The organism is Pseudanabaena yagii GIHE-NHR1, from assembly GCF_012863495.1.
Lineage (GTDB): Bacteria > Cyanobacteriota > Cyanobacteriia > Pseudanabaenales > Pseudanabaenaceae > Pseudanabaena > Pseudanabaena yagii.
The window spans coordinates 838,246-855,457 of the sequence record NZ_JAAVJL010000001.1 but is presented as its reverse complement, the minus strand read 5'-3'; the positions used below and the strand labels follow the sequence as shown (position 1 = coordinate 855,457).

18 protein-coding genes and 1 pseudogene are annotated in these 17,212 nt (G+C 42.8%); 8 read left to right on the top strand and 11 right to left on the bottom strand.

Going from position 1 to position 17,212, the window contains the following annotated elements:
• Positions 1–49: 49 nt before the first annotated feature.
• Positions 50–397: a ComEA family DNA-binding protein gene (locus HC246_RS04115; protein ID WP_225902908.1), complete on the top strand. Its 348-nt coding sequence runs from the start codon at positions 50–52 to the stop codon at positions 395–397.
• 20 nt (positions 398–417) lie between these two features.
• Positions 418–1,347, top strand: a complete 930-nt coding sequence (locus HC246_RS04110) for an FTR1 family iron permease (protein WP_169362282.1) — start codon at positions 418–420, stop codon at positions 1,345–1,347.
• Positions 1,348–1,450: 103 nt separating this feature from the next.
• Here the strand turns inward: HC246_RS04110 and HC246_RS04105 are convergent, their stop codons facing one another.
• The gene (locus HC246_RS04105) at positions 1,451–1,864 is read right to left on the bottom strand and encodes a hypothetical protein (RefSeq protein WP_169362281.1); all 414 of its coding nucleotides are present in this window, start codon (positions 1,862–1,864) and stop codon (positions 1,451–1,453) included.
• Positions 1,865–2,148: 284 nt separating this feature from the next.
• Positions 2,149–2,469: a tetratricopeptide repeat protein gene (locus HC246_RS04100; RefSeq protein WP_169362280.1), complete on the bottom strand. Its 321-nt coding sequence runs from the start codon at positions 2,467–2,469 to the stop codon at positions 2,149–2,151.
• 68 nt (positions 2,470–2,537) lie between these two features.
• Between HC246_RS04100 and HC246_RS04095 the strand changes: the two genes are divergently transcribed.
• Positions 2,538–3,920, top strand: a complete 1,383-nt coding sequence (locus HC246_RS04095; RefSeq protein ID WP_169362279.1) for an IctB family putative bicarbonate transporter — start codon at positions 2,538–2,540, stop codon at positions 3,918–3,920.
• Between the two features lie 27 nt (positions 3,921–3,947).
• On the opposite strand, the gene aroA is transcribed toward HC246_RS04095, so the two are convergent.
• Positions 3,948–5,285, bottom strand: coding sequence for a 3-phosphoshikimate 1-carboxyvinyltransferase (gene aroA, locus HC246_RS04090; RefSeq protein ID WP_169362278.1), 1,338 nt, complete (start codon positions 5,283–5,285; stop codon positions 3,948–3,950).
• A 122-nt stretch (positions 5,286–5,407) separates the two neighbouring features.
• Between aroA and HC246_RS04085 the strand changes: the two genes are divergently transcribed.
• Positions 5,408–6,031 carry a Yip1 family protein gene (locus HC246_RS04085; protein ID WP_169362277.1) on the top strand — a complete coding sequence of 208 codons (624 nt, stop codon included), beginning with the start codon at positions 5,408–5,410 and terminating at the stop codon, positions 6,029–6,031.
• Between the two features lie 77 nt (positions 6,032–6,108).
• On the opposite strand, the gene HC246_RS04080 is transcribed toward HC246_RS04085, so the two are convergent.
• From HC246_RS04080 to HC246_RS04070, 3 genes are all read right to left on the bottom strand, one after another.
• Complete coding sequence (locus HC246_RS04080) at positions 6,109–7,233, bottom strand: glycosyltransferase (RefSeq protein WP_169362276.1); 1,125 nt, start codon at positions 7,231–7,233, stop codon at positions 6,109–6,111.
• Positions 7,234–7,392: 159 nt separating this feature from the next.
• Entirely contained in the window at positions 7,393–7,932 is a 540-nt protein-coding gene (ilvN, locus tag HC246_RS04075; RefSeq protein ID WP_169362275.1) for an acetolactate synthase small subunit, read from the bottom strand.
• 98 nt (positions 7,933–8,030) lie between these two features.
• Positions 8,031–11,246, bottom strand: coding sequence for a DEAD/DEAH box helicase family protein (locus tag HC246_RS04070; protein ID WP_169362274.1), 3,216 nt, complete (start codon positions 11,244–11,246; stop codon positions 8,031–8,033).
• Positions 11,247–11,322: 76 nt separating this feature from the next.
• Between HC246_RS04070 and HC246_RS04065 the strand changes: the two genes are divergently transcribed.
• The 4 genes from HC246_RS04065 to HC246_RS26230 all read left to right on the top strand — a co-directional run bounded on the left by HC246_RS04065 (position 11,323) and on the right by HC246_RS26230 (position 12,643).
• Entirely contained in the window at positions 11,323–11,541 is a 219-nt protein-coding gene (locus tag HC246_RS04065; protein ID WP_169362273.1) for an AbrB/MazE/SpoVT family DNA-binding domain-containing protein, read from the top strand.
• Positions 11,541–11,966, top strand: coding sequence for a putative toxin-antitoxin system toxin component, PIN family (locus HC246_RS04060; RefSeq protein WP_169362272.1), 426 nt, complete (start codon positions 11,541–11,543; stop codon positions 11,964–11,966). The genes HC246_RS04065 and HC246_RS04060 overlap by 1 nt, the downstream gene beginning before the upstream one ends.
• Positions 11,967–12,142: 176 nt before the next feature.
• Entirely contained in the window at positions 12,143–12,520 is a 378-nt protein-coding gene (locus tag HC246_RS04055; RefSeq protein ID WP_169362271.1) for a GxxExxY protein, read from the top strand.
• Positions 12,521–12,643, top strand: a complete 123-nt coding sequence (locus tag HC246_RS26230) for a hypothetical protein (RefSeq protein ID WP_263972437.1) — start codon at positions 12,521–12,523, stop codon at positions 12,641–12,643. It abuts the gene before it with no gap.
• Between the two features lie 17 nt (positions 12,644–12,660).
• Here the strand turns inward: HC246_RS26230 and HC246_RS04050 are convergent, their stop codons facing one another.
• The 5 genes and pseudogenes from HC246_RS04050 to HC246_RS04030 form a co-directional block, all read right to left on the bottom strand.
• On the bottom strand, positions 12,661–13,995 hold the full coding sequence (locus HC246_RS04050; protein WP_169362270.1) for a restriction endonuclease subunit S: 1,335 nt from the start codon (positions 13,993–13,995) through the stop codon (positions 12,661–12,663).
• Positions 13,988–14,562: pseudogene (locus tag HC246_RS26855) on the bottom strand (Uma2 family endonuclease). Before HC246_RS26855 ends, HC246_RS04050 begins: the two are co-directional and overlap by 8 nt.
• A gap of 69 nt (positions 14,563–14,631) precedes the next feature.
• Complete coding sequence (locus tag HC246_RS04040) at positions 14,632–14,913, bottom strand: BrnA antitoxin family protein (protein WP_169362269.1); 282 nt, start codon at positions 14,911–14,913, stop codon at positions 14,632–14,634.
• Positions 14,882–15,151: a BrnT family toxin gene (locus tag HC246_RS04035; protein ID WP_169362268.1), complete on the bottom strand. Its 270-nt coding sequence runs from the start codon at positions 15,149–15,151 to the stop codon at positions 14,882–14,884. Before HC246_RS04035 ends, HC246_RS04040 begins: the two co-directional genes overlap by 32 nt.
• A 2-nt stretch (positions 15,152–15,153) precedes the next feature.
• Positions 15,154–17,211 carry an HsdM family class I SAM-dependent methyltransferase gene (locus tag HC246_RS04030; RefSeq protein WP_169362267.1) on the bottom strand — a complete coding sequence of 686 codons (2,058 nt, stop codon included), beginning with the start codon at positions 17,209–17,211 and terminating at the stop codon, positions 15,154–15,156.
• Position 17,212 lies beyond the last annotated feature (1 nt).

The following is a 17,212-nucleotide window of genomic DNA, read 5'->3' as shown; positions in this document are numbered from 1 at the left end:
GACTAAATCTACCTTTTCATTTACTCATATATTACTTTCTGGATTTGTTTTGGCATTAATAGCGGGTGGCTGTACAACGACCCCAGAGGCAACTAAACCTGAAGCTGTCAAAACTTCGCCATCTGCCGCACCTACTTCCGCAGAGCCAAAAGCATCTCCCTCTGCTGCCCCTGATACCGCAGCACCAAAGTCTGCGAAATCCAGCAAAATCAATATCAATACAGCCACCAATGCTGAATTGGACAAGCTAGAGCTACCAGGAACAAAGCCTTCGTTATCAGAGCGAATTGAAGGTGGTAGACCCTATAAACAAATTGATGATCTTGTAACCAAAAAGGCAATCTCTGCCGAAGAATTTAAATTAATTCAAAATCTAGTTACCACTGAAACCAAGTAGGGAAACCAAGTAGGGAAAGTATGGATTTTAGTAGCGCACTGCCGACCTTCTTAATCACCCTTAGAGAAGGTACAGAGGCAACTTTGGTTGTGGGGATAGTATTAGCTTACTTGATACAAGCAAAACAATCTGTCCTCCAAAAATGGGTCTATTTAGGAGCGGCGGCAGGGCTATTCATCAGTAGTATTATGGGCGCGATCGCTCAAAAGTTGATTGGTGGCTTTAGCGGTACGATCTATTATTTGACGAAAGGTATTTTCTCGGTTGCGGCGATCGTGATGCTGAGTTGGATGTTGATTTGGATGACGCAGCAAGCCAAAACTATGCGCCATCAAGTTCAATCTAGTCTTGAAAAAGCCATCAGTTCAGCAGAAATTCGCAAAGCAGGTTGGGGGGTATTTACTCTCATCGCCGTGGCAGTTTTACGGGAAGGGGCGGAAACTGTTCTTTTTATTACAGGTACATTAACCCCCGACCAGACGCAATCAGGATTAGCGCAATATGCACCAGCGATCGGTTGTTTTGCTGGAATTGTTGTAGCGATCGCGATCGGGATTGCTATGTTTAAATTTGGTGTGAAACTGAATATTCGTGCTTTCTTTCAAGTTTTGGGAGTAATTCTCCTGTTGATTGTGTCAGGACTAGTAATTACTTCTCTTTCTGCTTTTGATCTGGCTAATACCGTTGATAAAGTCTTCAATCCCATAACTCAATCCTATGAGTTCCTCGATCCCCCCCATCGTGTAGTTGAGTGGTTTACCCTCGGTTCTCAGATTACAGATACTTCATCAATCTTACCTGCTGATAAATTCCCTGGAATTATCTTCTCAACGCTATTTGGCTATTCCGATAAGTTATACACAACTCAGATTGTTAGTTATTGCATCTTCCTATCAACGATGGGAACTCTTTATTTCCGTTCCCTAGAAGGCAAAAAACTATTCCGCTAAAATCATCATTTCGTTATATCTAACCTTCCCTTGAGCGGCTGTAATTTACCTTGAGTTTAATACCAAGGTTTTTGGCAGTTCGCTTCAGCTAATTGTTAGAATTTCATCGTGAGCCACTCCAGCGAAATACTGGTTCGGAACCTATTTCTCCCCAATAGCCATTAAAACTAGAGAAATTCTCCGAAAAGGTCACTTCAAGATTCCCAGTTCCATATTTATCATTCCAAACACATCGCATAACACGAACCTGCATTACTTGGCATTGAGACAATGTGCCGAACACCACTTTCCCTTGCTCATCCATCGTGTAGCTACCTTCTAAAGAGTCTTCTCTAGTTTTCCTAAATTCTGTTGTTCCAGATACTAAACTACCTGCACTCAAAATTCGGCTTTGATAGTTTCCGAGAGCTTGATCTACCCAATCACTTGAAGACTGAGCACTTGCATTTAGACTGCATACAATAGTCAGGGAAAAGGAAGCAACTAAAGAGCTAAAAAATAATCTTGAGCTTTTCACGGATTTTTCCTTGAGATGATCTGTTATTCAACGTTTGTTCTGAGCCAGTCTTAATCATCTAGGAAAGACTCATCCTAGATTTAACCTTCGTTACGACTAACAGACTAAAAAGAAGTCTAACTATGATATTAGACGAAAAAATTCTGTTTAACTATGACTATTTGATCTTGTGAAGTAAAAATTTCTAGATCGTCACCAATCACAATATTTGCTTGAGCCAATATCTCTGTGCTTAACCTGATGCCTTAGCTATTAACCAATTTTGCACCTTGGCATACATAGATTTACAATCCAAGACTCTTTGCATACTCACAGTCAGCATTCGCGCCTTCAGCATCGCCGATTTTTGCTTTTGCCATGCCGCGATTGAAATAGGCTGGGGCAGCATCAGGAGCTAACTCGATTACCTTGGTGTAATCCTCGATCGCACCCTTATAGTCCTTAATTTCTGAGCGATCGTAGGCGCGGTTGTAATATGCCTCAGCATAATTGGGATTGATCGCGATCGCCTCGGTATAGTCAGCGATCGCCCCCGCATAGTCGCCATTTTCCGCCCGTTCCATGCCGCGATCATTATAGGCTTCAGCAGAATTTAGTTTTTCCATTTCCTTTTGCCTTTTCCCTCAAGATGTCAAAATAACTTTACCCTAAGTTCAAATATGCTGATCGATCTATGAATTCTAAGCTCAAACTACCTATGCCCAAGTTTTTGCAACCCATGCGATCGTGGTGGCTCAGCAGTCAAGCTAAATTTTTTCAACTAATTACCCCCTTGCAAGCATGGCGCGAAGGTAGTCGCTTGTTAAGTGCTAAGTTTTTGGGTGGATTGCTAGTGGTGATGCTGGCGACTTTGCCCTTTTTAGAAAATGCTCAGACAGGGGTAATCGGAGCAGCCGTAGCGATCGCATGGTTATTACTATGGCTTAGCGATCGCCGAGATGAACAGGATCAAACAGTACCGATTTGGACTGCCATTCATACACCTTTGATTGCCTATTGGGCGATCGCTTTAGTTGCCACTTTGGTCTCACCCGTGCGGGTAGCGGCTGCCGATGGCATGGTGAAGCTAACGCTGTATATGCTTGCCTTTGTGTCGATGAGTCGGTTAATGCGCTTGGGATGGCGCTCGATTTTCATTGGCGCATATTTAGGCTCAGCACTGATTGCCAGTGCCTATGGCGTGCAGCAATGGTATCTCGGCGCACCCGAACTCGCTACATGGACAGATCCTACTTCTGAGACCGCAGGCGTGACCCGTGTTTATAGTTTCTTAGGCAATCCTAATTTATTTGCGGGTTATCTAATGCCAGCGTTACCCTTGGGCGTGATCGCCGCTATTCATTGGCGTGGTTGGGGATTGAAGGCGTTAGGAATTATTACAGCGATTTTTGGGACATTTTGCATTACGCAAACCCAGAGTCGGGGCGGACTCATGGGCTTAGCGGCAGCAAGCTTGACGCTGGTTTTGTTATTAGTATATTGGTGGGGCAAACGGTTGCCGAAGTGGACTTTTCCTACGGTTTTTGGGGGCATGGCTGGGGCGATCGCTATCGGTACAATTCTCGTACCGACATTGCGTAAACGGGTATTTAGTATTTTCGGAACCGATGATAGTAGCAATGCCTTTCGGGTCAATGTTTGGCAAGCGGTTTTCAATATGATTAAGGCTAAGCCAATCTTAGGAATTGGTCCGGGAAATAAAGCTTTTAATCAAATCTATCCCCTCTATCAGCGGTCGGGCTATAGCGCCTTAGGGACTTATTGCGTACCGCTAGAAATTACCGTAGAAACAGGAATTGTCGGCATAATTTGCTATAGCTGGCTAGTTTTTACCATCTTTCGTCAAGGATGGCTGGGGCTGAATCGTCTGAGAAGCGATCGCGATTCGAGTGGTTTATGGATTATCGGGGCGATCGCCACTTTAGTGGGAATGCTCGTTCACGGTCTAGTCGATACAGTCTGGTATCGCCCCCAAGTGCAGTTACTCTGGTGGTTAGCGATCGCCATCATTAGCAGTTTTTACATTGCTCCTATCGAAACTAAAATTGAAGAATAAAAAGAGAGGCGCTCTGCGCCTCTCTTTTTATTTGGAATATAAGCTCTGTAGAGTTGGAATAAAGGAAGGATAGGAAATTGCGGCGGATTCGGCGCGGTTGATGGAGGTTTTGCCTTTGGCAACTAGCGCCGCGATCGCTAAACTCATCGCCACACGATGATCGTCATAGCTATCTACTTCAGTACCCGTCAGCGCTTTACCTCCGACGATTTCCATCCCATCGGGACGCTCAGTTACATTTGCACCGAGTTTGGTTAATTCCTTCACCATTGCCACAATGCGATCGCTTTCCTTAACCCGCAGTTCTTCGGCATCCTCGATGATGGTTGTTCCTTCTGCACAACTAGCGGCGATCGCTAAAATGGGAATCTCATCAATCAATCGAGGAATGACCGCACCACCGATGCGACAAGCCTTGAGAGATGCCGAACGCACATGTAAATCAGCAACGGGTTCGCCTGTAACTTCGCGTTCATTTTCATAGGTGATGTCGGCTCCCATTTCCGCAAGAACTTCTAAAATTCCTGTGCGAGTGGGATTGATTCCCACATTCTCAATTACTAAATCAGAATTGGGAACGATCGATGCAGCAACTAGCCAAAAAGCGGCGGAACTAATATCTCCGGGGACGGTTACTTCTTGACCAACTAATTTTGCACCACCTTTAACAGAGACCGTATTGGTGTCAACATCGACACTGACATTCGCGCCAAAAGCTGCCAACATTCTTTCACTGTGATCGCGCGATCGCTCTGGCTCGGTGATAATCGTTTCGCCATCGGTCATCAAGCCTGCCAACATGATGCAGGACTTGACCTGCGCCGAAGCAACGGGAGATTGATAGTGAATTGCTTTGAGATTTTGTCCTGAAATGGCGAGGGGTGCACGTGCTCCATTTTCTCTACCCCAAATACTGGCTCCCATTTGGCGCAAAGGATTGACCACACGGGACATGGGACGCGATCGCAAGGATGCATCGCCTGTGACTGTAAAGAAGCGATCGGGATGGCTCGCTAAAATGCCTAACATTAACCGTAGCGTAGTGCCTGAATTACCTGCATTGAGTACATCTACGGGTTCCTTGAGATTGCCTAGCCCGATCCCCTTGACGATCACTAAATCTGAATTTAGCTCAGATATTTCCGCACCCATTGCCGCAAAACAGGCTGCGGTACTACGAGGATCTTCCCCCAATAGTAGCCCGCGAATTCGCGTTTCTCCTTCGGCAAGGGAGCCAAGCATCAACGCCCGATGCGAAATGGATTTATCCCCCGGAATCGTAATTCTGCCCTGTAACCCCTGAGGCAACTGGCTAGAGTCAATAGTGAGGATATGGTTGGGGTGCGTAGTGGCAAGGTCAATCATGTTAAAGTCAATTAGCAATTACTATTAGATTACAGTGCTTTGCGCTCTCCGTAAAACATAGAGTTTTGTTGAAAGTGTTGCCAAATAACCCTTTCAAGAATAGTTGCTCATAGGAAGAAACCATGAATGCCACGCCCAATCCTGAAGATATTAATGCGATCGCACCCGATAGCAGCACTGATAGCAATACCAATGCTGAAAGTGTTACGCCTCCCCCACAAAATTTAGGGACATTTCTCGATCGCCTATATGGGACATTGTTTTTGCCCCAAGTAACCTTTGAGCAACTCAAGACGCATCCGTCCTTTGTGCAAGCAGCGATCGTGATTGCTTTAGTCAATGCTTTGGAAACTATTCGCCTTGATCATCTATCGATTGTGAGAATTATCGGTGCGGTGATTGGTGGCAGCATTGGCTGGGTATTTTTCACCTTTTTATTGAAACAATTGGCTGGTGTGTTTCAAAAAAATGTGGAGATGCAGGAGTTACTCACCCTCACGGGGTTTGCGAGCTTACCTTGGATATTTATGGCTCCTGCCCTCAGCTTGCCGCCCCAATCCCGTTTTCTTGGCGCGATCGCTGTGATCATCTGGTTTATCTTCTGGCAGGTATGGAGCGCATCGGTAGCCCTAGGCATTAAAAGCTGGAAAACTTTAGCGATCATTCCTTTAGCGATCGCTGGTGGTATCGTTGCCCTGATTTGGCTCGGTAACATCATCAAATTGCTAGTGAGCATTAGCTTTTAAGTAGCTAGGAGTAATTAAAATCTGTGGCGCACGCGTAGCGTGCGCCACAGATTTTGGCTTAATCTACTTAAAAGCTTTTAAACTAATGCTGGCTGCGAAGCCTCGATCGTTTGTTCGTAATATTTTTGTAACTGGCGCGTGGCAGCATCCCATCCCCATTTTTCTGCTTCGAGACGGGCTTCAATGCACATTGCTTCATGGCGATCGCGTAATAGATTTTGAGTAGCTGTCACCAAGCCATCGCGATCGCTTGGCTCAAATAAATAGCCATTAACGCCATTAGTGACAATATCAGGGATGCCACCTGAGTTCGCGGCAACAACAGGACAACCAGCCGCCATTGCTTCTAATAGCACTAAGCCGAGGGTTTCGGTACGAGATGGGAATAGAAAGGCATCGCTAGAAGCAAAGGCAGATGCGAGATCATCACCTCGCAGATAACCGACAAAATTAGTATTTGTCCCTGCAAAGATTTTCTCTAGCTCCTGACGATAGGGACCATCACCTACAAGGGCAAGACGACTATTGGGAATAGCCTGTAATACGGGCAGGATTTGCTGAATCTCTTTCTCCGCTGACAGTCTACCTACATATAAAAACAAAGTATCTTCGGGATGTCCTTGCGTAAGGCGCGATCGCATTTCGTCACTTTTAAACCTTGGGTGAAACTGCACCGTATCCACACCACGCTGCCATAGGTCGAGCCTCTCTACACCATGCGATCGCAATTCATCGATCATTGCTGTGGAAGTACAGAGATTTAAAGCGGCTCGATTATGCGTATTTTTTACCAAGTCCCACATCACCCCTTCAAGAAAGCCTAAACCGTAATGCTGCAAATATTGTGGTAAATGCGTATGGTAAGAAGCCATCAAGGGATAATTCATCTTTTTGGCATAATAAATCCCAGCCATCCCTAGAATTGCAGGATTGACGACATGGATCAGATCAGGATTGAACTGCTCTAAAGCATGACCAATCGAAGGGCGCGGCAAGGCTAGTTTTAGTTCTGGATATAGGGGAAAGTCAAAGGCAGATACCCCGTAAATCTGAGCGCCGCAATATTCCGTAAGTCCCCCATCGGGCGAAAATACGAGGACTTGATTACCGAGCTTGACCAAATACTCAACGGTATATTTGAGGCGGGTGACGATGCCATCGATTTTTGGCAAAAATGTCTCGGTAAATATGGCGATACGCATAGATAGTTATACACGTTTGCAAAGCTGACAGGATCATACAGCGCTTTGCACTCAAATCTAAATGAAGATATTTTTTGAAAGTCTTGCTTAGCAACACTTTCAAAAAATATTTTGTAGTTCGTTTAATAAAAAAGCACCCATTGGGTGCTTTTTCTTTTGCTAGAAGTTAGAAATTGGATTTTTGAACGTATCCTTGGCAATTTTCAGATATTCAGTATTAACCCCTGATTCACGGGTGAGCGAAACCTTGCCAGTACGGGCAATTTCGCGAATGCCAAACTTGTTTAACATCTTTAGGATCGCAACCATCTTACCGGGGTCACCCACTACCTCGATAGTTAAGAAATCATCGGCCACGTCAACGATACGGGCACGGAAAATTTGCGAGATTTCAATAATTTCGGAGCGCACGTTGGGAGCGGCATTCACCTTAACGAGCATCAACTCGCGCTCAACACAAGGAATATCGGTAAAGTCAAGAATAGTGATCACGTTGATCAGTTTGTGCAACTGCTTAGTGATCTGCTCAATCGTGTGATCGTCGCCTGAGACAACCATCGTAATGCGCGTAAATCCATCTTGCTCAGCCGTCCCGACTGCAAGGCTCTCGATATTAAAACCTCGGCGGGCGAACAAGCTAGCAATACGGGTCAGTACACCTGCCTCATCTTGGACGACAACGGAGAGAGTATGTTTCATGGTGAAAAATTCGGCAAATAAACAGCACAGTAGACTATATTAATGACTTTGGTTACTTTATTGCGACTATCAAGCTACATATTGCATAGCCAATTATCTTAGATTGCTAAATTACGCACCAGATTTTCAAAGTCATCACATAATTTATTGACTAAATCTTCTATTTCTTTGAAGAAGTAATCTCCAACTTTTTTACGGTATAAGACTTTGTACTTACGATAGATTTTAGAAAAATCGTCATAAATCTCTTCTTCTGAGACGTTAGATTTTATTTTGGTAATCAATCGTTTACCATCATCAGAGGAAATAATATAGGCAAAAAAGTCATCTATCTTTGCCTTAAAGTCACGAATACGCTCTCCCTTTAATTCTTCTTGCTCATTCCGTGCTTCGAGGATGGCAAGAATATCAAATTGATGAACTGTATAGGGAGATTTGCCTTCAGCTATTTTGATTGGAGGTTTTGGTTTATTCTCTTTGGGCTGGGTTTGGACTTCGATAATGCCGATTTGATTGTCAAAATAGACCTCGATCGCATCCTTAATGTCATCGGTGCGATGTAGCTGGTTATAGATCTTGTTAAACAGGCGCAGGAAATTTAAAAAATTTGGTTCGCTGTATTTTTCTTCTAGCGCAATCACATATTCGATGCGATTGAGAATGGTGAAATATTGGGCGGTTTTGGCTTTGGTGTCGGCAGTAGACTTAGGATTAGCTTCAATATATTTTTCGATGTTGCTTTCGAGATCTAGGTAGTTTTCGGGATTGTTGGGCTTTGTGTCATCGTGGGCGATCGCCACAAATATATTGAAAAACTCTTCGTACACCTCAGATTTTTTCAGCATCGGGAAGAGCAGTTCTAATATGCGTTTGTCACTGAAAGGATCGAAATCACTAACGACAACATCGGAGAAATGCTCAAAAGCTTCTTTGATATTTTGGACGTTGACATTGTTGTAGGAGAAGTCAACGATTTTGCATTCATTTTTATGTTTGGCGGTGCGATTGACTCTGGAAATTGCTTGAATGGCGCTAATGCCTTTGATTTCTTTGTCTAGAAAGAGGGTGTGCAATCTTTTTTCATCGAAGCCTGTTTGCAGTTTGGCAACCACGATAATTAAGCCATTTTTCTTGAGGGCAAAGTTTTCTAAGACTTTTTCTTCGGTGAGTCCGTCATTTAGTCCTGTGGCGCTTTGCTCGTCTTGGTTGCTGGAGTAGACGATGTGAATAGGCGCTTCGGCATATTTGGCGAATTTAGGCTGTTTGGTGATTTCTTGGAAATGTTTGGTGATGGCTTGTTTATAGGCGATCGCTGCCTTAATCGAGTACACGGCAAGCATGGCTTTTGCCGTGCCGCGAATTTTAGGATAGACATCTTTTACGAGGAGATCAGCGATGTATTTGGCGATCGCATTAATTCGTTCGCGTTCTTCATAGATTTGCTTTTTATCAATATCTTTGTAATTAGGTTGCTCGAATCCTTCCATTTTGTTTTGAGGAAGATCAAATAGCATTTTGGAAGCAACAGGAATAATATTTTCGATAGGGTTATGAATGAAGCCGTCTTTAATTGCTTCGTTCATAGTGTAGGAGTCGAAGGGAACCCAGAGCTTTTCGCTTTCGGCATAGCCGCTAAATTCACCGAAGCGAGCGAGGGTATGGTCATCAGGGGTGGCGGTGAAGCCGATAATTAAATTCTTTTTGGTACGGAATAGGCTGGTTTGAGTGTCAAAGGGTGTTTGCAGTTCATCAAAGATATTGACCATTTCTTCATGTTGTTCGCCACTGTTGGAACGATGAATCTCATCAATTAGGAAGACAATACGCAACTGCGAGAGTTTTTGCATGGTGTCAGGGGTAAGCATTTCTGCAACTGCACCGAATTTTTGCAGGTTGACGATCACTAGGCGGGTATCGGATTCAAGGGCTTTTTGGAAACTTGCCTTATTATTTGCTTCCACATACATCCGATTATCGATGTTCATGTTTAGCATTTTGGAGTCGATCTGGCTGCGGAGTTGCAGGCGATCGACGACGATCATGATTTTGTCATAGACATATTCACCATTGCGGCGGAGGTCTTTGAGTTGCAGTGCTGTCCAGCCAATGATGTTGGATTTGCCAAATCCTGCGGCATATTGCAGTAAGAGCGAATAGATATTTTTGTTGTTGGCGTAGGCTTTGCGCTTTTCGATGAGTTCGGCGCGTTTGCTAGGGGCGACTTGGGCGAGTTGTCGCTCTAGTTGCTTGATGAAGTAATCATCTTCAGTTTCATGGTCGAGAAATTCATCGATTTTGGCGAGAATTTTGTCTGTGCCAAATTTTTGTTTGGGGCGTGGCGAGATTAGGTGTCCTTTTTCGTCTTTGAGTTCTTTTTTGCCATTAACAAAATAGACATCACGTTCGATGAAGTTGTAATAGAGTATTTCCTTTTCGATGAAGCTTTTGCCGTAATGGTATTTGAATATTTCTTTGAGTTTGTCTTTTTTGTCGGCGTTGGGATTGAGCAGGGGATAGGGTTTAAATACTTTGATGGCGTTTTTTTCGTATTCTTCGCGATCGCTTTTGCCTTCGCGGCAGGTGGTGAGGATTTCATCAAAGAAGTCGGATATGGTGCGGATCACGTAGGTTTCGCCGAGGTCTGTGCTGGTGATATGGATTGCTTTTTCAAATATTTTTAAGAAGTCTTTGCGATGAGATTCTTTTTCTTTGTCGCTGAGGTAGAGATGGCGATCGAAGTTTTCGTAATAGGCTTTGACGGCTTCAAAGTAGTCTTTGATGACTTTACCTCGTCCGTTCTTTTTGGCGGTTTGGTTGCTGAGGTTAGATTTTAGTTCGCTATAGCCGAGGTAGATCCCATTCACAAATAGGCAAATATCGGGTCGAAAGGAGAAGATAATTTTGTTTTGATATTTGTATTTGTAGGGTAGTTCTTGGACTACAGAAAATATATTTTGATTGAAGAGGTTACTATCATGAATTACGCTGTCATCGGTATAAAACAGATGTAGTTTTACACCTTGGAACGTAATCGATTTATTGGCATTAATAAACAGTGCCATGTTGCGACTACTGGCAATCCGTTCTTGGATTAGTTCGATGAGTTCTGCTAATAGTTTTTTGCGATCGCCACTATATTTTTTGAGCAGGAGTTCGTAATTTTTTTGATTGAGTTCAGTCTCAGAAATGAAGGTTTGAAGGTCTTCTTCGATAATCAGGGAGTTGGTGACGGTGTTGGCTTTGACTTCTTGATAGCCTAGACTTTCACGAAAGAAGGGGATTAGGAATTTGTCTTGAAGGTGAGTTTCGTTCATGAGAAGCTTTAACTAGTAAGAATATGATAAAGTAAGGATTCCTTACACTGTATTTAATCGAGTTAGGAGGTTTGCGATGCTTGCTAAGTTAACTGCAAAAAATCAGCTTACTTTACCTAAAAGTATCACACGAGAAATTGGTGATTCTGAATATTTTGATGTGAAAGTTGTGGATGGACAAATAATTCTTACGCCTGTGAAAATTCAAAGGGCTGATGCTGTAAGGGCTAAACTGGCAGCTTTAGAGTTAAGCGATCGCGATATTGACGATGCGGTAAATTGGGCGCGGAAGTGATGACCGATCGCATCCGAGTTGTGATTGATACTAATTTATTGGTGTCGGCTTTGATATTTGGGGGGAATATGGCGAAGCTACGTTTTGCATGGCAAGGCGATCGCGTTATTCCTTTGGCTTCTAAGGCAACGGTTACGGAGTTAATGCGAGTGCTTGCTTATCCCAAATTTGAGCTTACGAGGACAGATCAAGAGGATTTATTAGCTGATTATTTACCATTTTGTGAAACGGTTTTGATGCCTGAGCAGTTGCCTGTTATTCCGCAATGTCGCGATCCTTTTGATGAACCTTTTCTAATTTTGGCACTGGTGGGTTGTGCTGATTATTTGGTGACAGGCGATCGCGATTTGTTATGTCTTGCGGATAGTTTTGCTTGTCCGATTGTGACGTTTGAAGAGTTTTTTAAAGTTGTGAAAATTGTTTGAACACGGATTTTTGAGATTACACAGATTTCACTGATGTTTGAACACGGATTTTTGGGATTACGCTGATTTCACTGATGTTTGAACACGGTTTTTTGAGATTACACAGATTACACTGATTTTGTAATCTGTGTAATCCTGTAATCAGTTTAATCTGTGTTCTAAGGTTGTGTGAGTGTATGGAGAATTTTAAGTATGCGGATATTACTCAGAAGATTATTGGGGCTAGTTTTGAGGTGCATAAGTTTTTGGGTAATGGGTTTCAGGAGGTGATCTATCAGAGGGCTTTGGCTTATGAGTTGGGTCAGGTGGGGTTGAGTTTTGCGCGGGAGATTGAGCAGCATATTTTTTATAAGGATTTGCCTGAGCCGATTGGGACTCGTCGGGCTGATTTTGTGGTGGAGGATAAGGTTTTGGTGGAGTTAAAGGCGGTTATTCAGCTTGAGGATGTGCATTTGGCTCAGGCTTTGAATTATCTGAAGGTGTATAAGTTGGAGGTTGGTTTGCTGATTAATTTTGGTAGCAAGAGTATGACGTTTAAGCGGTTGGTGAGGTGAATGTTTGAACACGGATTAGATTGGATTACGCCGATGTTTGAACACGGATTTGATGGGATTACGCTGATTTCACGGATTTTTTTGGATACTCTCAAGAAAGTTAAAATCTGTGTAATCCTTTAATCCTTCTAATCTGTGATTCAGACTTTTATTTTTCCTGTGACGACATCATTGATTAGGGTTTTACGCAATTCTTTGAGTTTTTCGATTTGGGTGTTGATGGTTTGGATGATTTGGTCTATTTGTGCAGTTTTCTTATCAAGATAATCCGCGATCGCATTTTGTTTGGAGACTGGAGGTAAAGGAGTTTCAATTTGAAAAAATTCTTTTGCATATAACCGTAGACGAGAAGAAACAATCCCTTTTGAGTTTCTAGTCATCTCAACTATTGCGTTAGGAGTTCTGTAAAGATAATCAAAATATCTATAATCATAAGGGACATTATTTACTGGCATATACACGTTATAAGCAGGGCTACAAATACCAAAATACTTGCTAGTGCCAAGTGCGCCCATCCAAGCCCACATAGTATTTATAATCAAGTCTCCTTGATGACAAATTTTATAGCCTTCCATTGTCTCAGCCATAAACATATTTACATTTTTTTCGCTGCGAGGAGTAACACCCGTAATATGTGAAACCGTAAGTAATGTTTCTTTACCTGTAGAACTTAAAATGCTACGTTCTTGGAATATTTGCTTATTTCTGACAACTTCCCAATGTTCAGGAACATCCCCAATCCACTCAACGCCACTGTCTTTCATCGGCACAGACTTATCAAGCCCACGAGTCACGGTTTCATTGATGAGAGACTGTTTGAGCTTGCCGTATTGTGTTGCTTTTTGGGTGAGTAAGTCAATTTTGCGATCGCATTGCGCCGTTTTTGTATCTAAATAGTCAGCGATCAATTCTTGTTCAGATAGACGAGGAATAGGAATTTCTATTCGCAAAAAGTCTTCTTGTGCAAGATTTTTCATGCTTGGACTTGAACCCGTTGCTGAGCAGGAAATAACTCCTTTTAAACTACTTGCTAATAAGAGATAACTTAGCCATTTAGAATTTAATTTTGAGTTTCTATAAAAAGCTGTTTGCCATAAACGGTCAGGTAAAAAGAGATTAGGATAATCTTCATTAATATATCCACTAGCACCAACTAACTCAGGGGTATTCATTCTACTAATGATAATACGTCCTTTTTTTGGACTACATTTTACCCTTGTGAATTCTTCAGGAAGTATAGCTTTATTCTCATTTGGATTAAATCCATATTCATTTACACAACTTGTTTTTAGTACACCATATAAATGATTTTGTGCTGGCATATTTTCAGCATTAACACTTACGCCAGATTCAAGATTTTTAATTATATCTTTTAATCTCTTCAATTCCCAATGCTCAGGCACATCCCCCAACCACTCAACCCCACTATCCTTATAAACTGGATACTTTTTAACCGACAACTTATAATTATTCATTAAATACTATATCCTCATAAACCTGTTCAATCTGGCAGGTGAAATTAACACTTTTTAGCTCGATCGCATCCCCTGTTTGATAATTAATAATCCGCCAGTCACCCGTTTCAGTTTTGCGGAATAACTCGATCTCGATCGCATCTACACTGACTAAGACATATTCCTGCAAACTGGGATTGCGGCGGTACATTTTAAACTTGTTGCCACGGTCATAGGCTTCTGTACTGGGCGATAAGACCTCAATGATCAGACAAGGATAGGTAATGTATTGGGTTGTGTGGTCTTATCGCGATCGTCACAGGTCACGCTGATATCAGGATAGACATACTTCGTCGCGCCCACAATACTGACTCGACAATCAGAATTAAGAGTTTTACAGCCGCTTCCGCGCAGATGAGCTTTAAGTAGAGCCAGAAAGTTTCCCGCAATATCCCCATGATCGATCGAGCCACCACTCATCGCATAAACTTCGCCATCAATGTACTCATGGCGTTCTAACTGTTTTTCCTCCCATGCGAAGTATTCTTCAGGAGTAAACTTCGGAAAATGTTCTTTTAAAGCAATCATCTAAAAAACTTTAAATATTTACTCAAGTTTTATTCTGTATGGCAATCTGTAGAACCACAAACATGAAATTTAAACATTTAAATATGCCTTATTTGCCTCAGCATAAATCTTTAAAGCCATCGCCATCTGACGCTCTGCCGAATCACCCTGAGATTTAAACCACACCAATACATCTTGATCAATCTTTAAAGTTATCGTTGCCTGACTCTTAGGAGCGCGACGTACTACAGCCTTAGCAAACATCTCAGACGTAGCTTCTGGACAATCAGAAAAATCAATATCCTCATCGGACATCGCATCAATCCGCGCCCAGTCAGTTTCAGATTTGTTCAAAATAGATTTGTTGTTCATATTTACTAGCCTTTCTTACAGAAATAATACGGACTAAATCATCATTCTCAGTATGTACAACAGCGATTATCCGCCCTTGCAACAAAGCAAGCGTCATAAACCTCTGCTCACCATAATTATAGCGATCGTCCTCAACTGTTACAGTGTCACTATCAAAAATAGATGAAATATCCGCAAAGTCAAAACCATGCTTACGAATATTAGCTAAACGCTTATTCTCATCCCATTCAAATCTCATAGTTAATTGTCAATTATCAATTTTTCTAATTTTTGCAGCTCCTGATCGAGAGATGCAATTTCTCCTAAAATCTCCTCAACCGATCGCAACTTTTCAGGCTTATAAAACACCTTATTAAAATTAATCTCCACACCTACCACATTCTCCAAATACTCAAACGGCTTCGTAATATATTTCGCCATAAACGCCGCGATCGCCTCCCGATTTGCCACCTCATCACGATGAAAGGGAATAATCTCATAATCCTTCTGATAGTCAGGAGTTAACTCCACCGTAATCTCAATGCGTTCTGCCTGAGTTTTAGACGCTTTTTTAAAAGCCGACTTCACCACAATCTTTCCGCAGCCCAACTCCTCACGCTTCGAGCCAGATTGTTTGATAATTGTTTCGCGATCGCTATCAAAACTATAAACAGCCTTATCCGTCGTCACCACCAACGGCTGATCCTTATAGTCCAACGAGTCCACAAACGGCTTAATGTCCTGCTCATACAAGTCAGCTAACGAGTCAAACTTAGCCGCGTCATAATCGGTGATTGTAAACTCAGTCAGCGATCGCACCCCATTGTCTAACGCGATCGGCGATAACTTCAGACTAGTCTTACCATCCTTGAGATGACTCGCAAAACTCCTGCCCTGCTCATCCACATTCGTGAGCATAATCCCCTGCTTATTGAAATAGAAAAACTCCTTGTCAAACACACGCGCATAGTCATTGTCCACAAACCGCGCCAAGGTTTCCACAATCTCTAAACGACTAGTCTCATCAATTTCCTTACGCTTTGAGCCTTTATTTTTCTTGAGCGGCTTAAACTTTTCACTCGCATTAATCAGCATCACCTTATTCAGGCGATCGCTTGACTTCCGCTTATTCAACACCCACAGATAAGTATAAATTCCCGTATTAAAAAACTCATCCGTCGGCAACTGGATCACCGCCTCCACAATATCGATATCCAACATCCACTTGCGAATATTGCTCTCAGCCGAACCCGCATCGCCACTAAACAGCGTCGAGCCATTGTGAACCACCACACCCATACCCTGCTCACTCAGCTTCGAGATCAAATGCTGCATAAACAACAACTGACCATCGGAAATTGACGGCACATACTGAAAACGCTGCGTCTTATCGTCCTTAATTGCTTTTTCGTAACCCTTCCAACTCACCCCATAGGGTGGATTCGCAATTACCACCTCAAATTCATCATTATAAAACTTGTCATCGGTGAGCGTATTGCCATGCTCGATCTTAGAATCCAACCGAAACCGACTCTCAATCTTGGCAAGCGCATACAGCGCATCATTCCAGTCCTGCCCAAAAGTCTGAGTCAGTCGCTGCACCTTGGCATTAATTCGATCCTCTACCCCAAACAGCAAATTTCCGCCACCACAGGTGCAGTCATAAATTTTTAAAAGGCGATCGCTGTCCTCAATTTTCGATGCAATAATTTCCGCAATCAGCCCAATCACATCATCAGGCGTATACTGTTCCCCCGCCGTCTCAGCCGAAATATCCGCCCAGCGCCGCTTAATATGCTCCTCTAAAGTCGTGATTGCCGAGTTATCAAAGGGCTTTAGGTCAATGCCACTCCATTCCTTGGTATAGCCCAGCAAAACTTTTTTCGCCTTTAGTTTCGCAATTACACCCTTGATATCCAGAAACTTTTCCCCATCCGTCGCCTCAACCCCTAATAAATCCCTAGTTTCTCCATCAAAACCCTTTAGGTATGCTTCAAAATCATTATCAAAAGATTTATCGTTTTTGCAAATATCCTTTAGAGTCAGATTCCTCTCAAAAATAAACTTGTTATAGCCCTGACCGCGATCCTGAATTAGCGTCATTCGATCCTCTGCATCCAGATCCGCCAACTCAGCCTCCCCAATTTCGGCAGTCAGTTCATCTAGCATCCTGATCAAACGACTTTCGATCATCACCAAAGCAAAAAAAGGCATCATGTAAGACGGCCATTCTGACTCCTTAATCCCACAGCCGCGCAGTAGATCCGCCGTTGCCCAGATCCTTGATTCGTATTGAAGAATGTTATTGTTATCAGTCATG